Origin of the sequence: Fulvivirga kasyanovii, assembly GCF_009711405.1 — a bacterium.
GTDB lineage: Bacteria > Bacteroidota > Bacteroidia > Cytophagales > Cyclobacteriaceae > Fulvivirga > Fulvivirga kasyanovii.
This window is the reverse complement of the sequence record NZ_SMLW01000020.1, coordinates 1-255: the sequence shown is the minus strand read 5'-3', so window position 1 is coordinate 255 and position 255 is coordinate 1. Positions and strand designations below refer to the sequence as shown.

1 protein-coding gene is annotated in these 255 nt (G+C 46.7%); it reads right to left on the bottom strand.

Annotated elements, in window-relative coordinates; translation table 11 throughout:
* Positions 1 to 255: sigma-70 family RNA polymerase sigma factor (locus E1163_RS00025; RefSeq protein ID WP_155168501.1), on the bottom strand; the 255-nt coding region annotated here is incomplete at both ends.

Below are 255 nucleotides of genomic sequence, written 5' to 3'. Positions count from 1 at the left end.
CTAAGATATCCCTAAGCTCTTTTGTGGCACGATAAAGTTGGTTTTCAACAGTTCTTTTTGAAAGGTTGAGCTTATCTGCGATCTCTTCATTGGAAAGGCCCTGCTGTCTGCTGAGCATAAAGATCTGCTTACGGCCGGGGGAGAGTTTGTTTATGCCTTCGTTGGCCTGGTCGAGCAGGTTGGCGAAAATAATATAATCTTCTGTTTGCTGATGGTACACCGGGGGAAGGTTGTCAGGGTCGTTCAGGTAGCTGT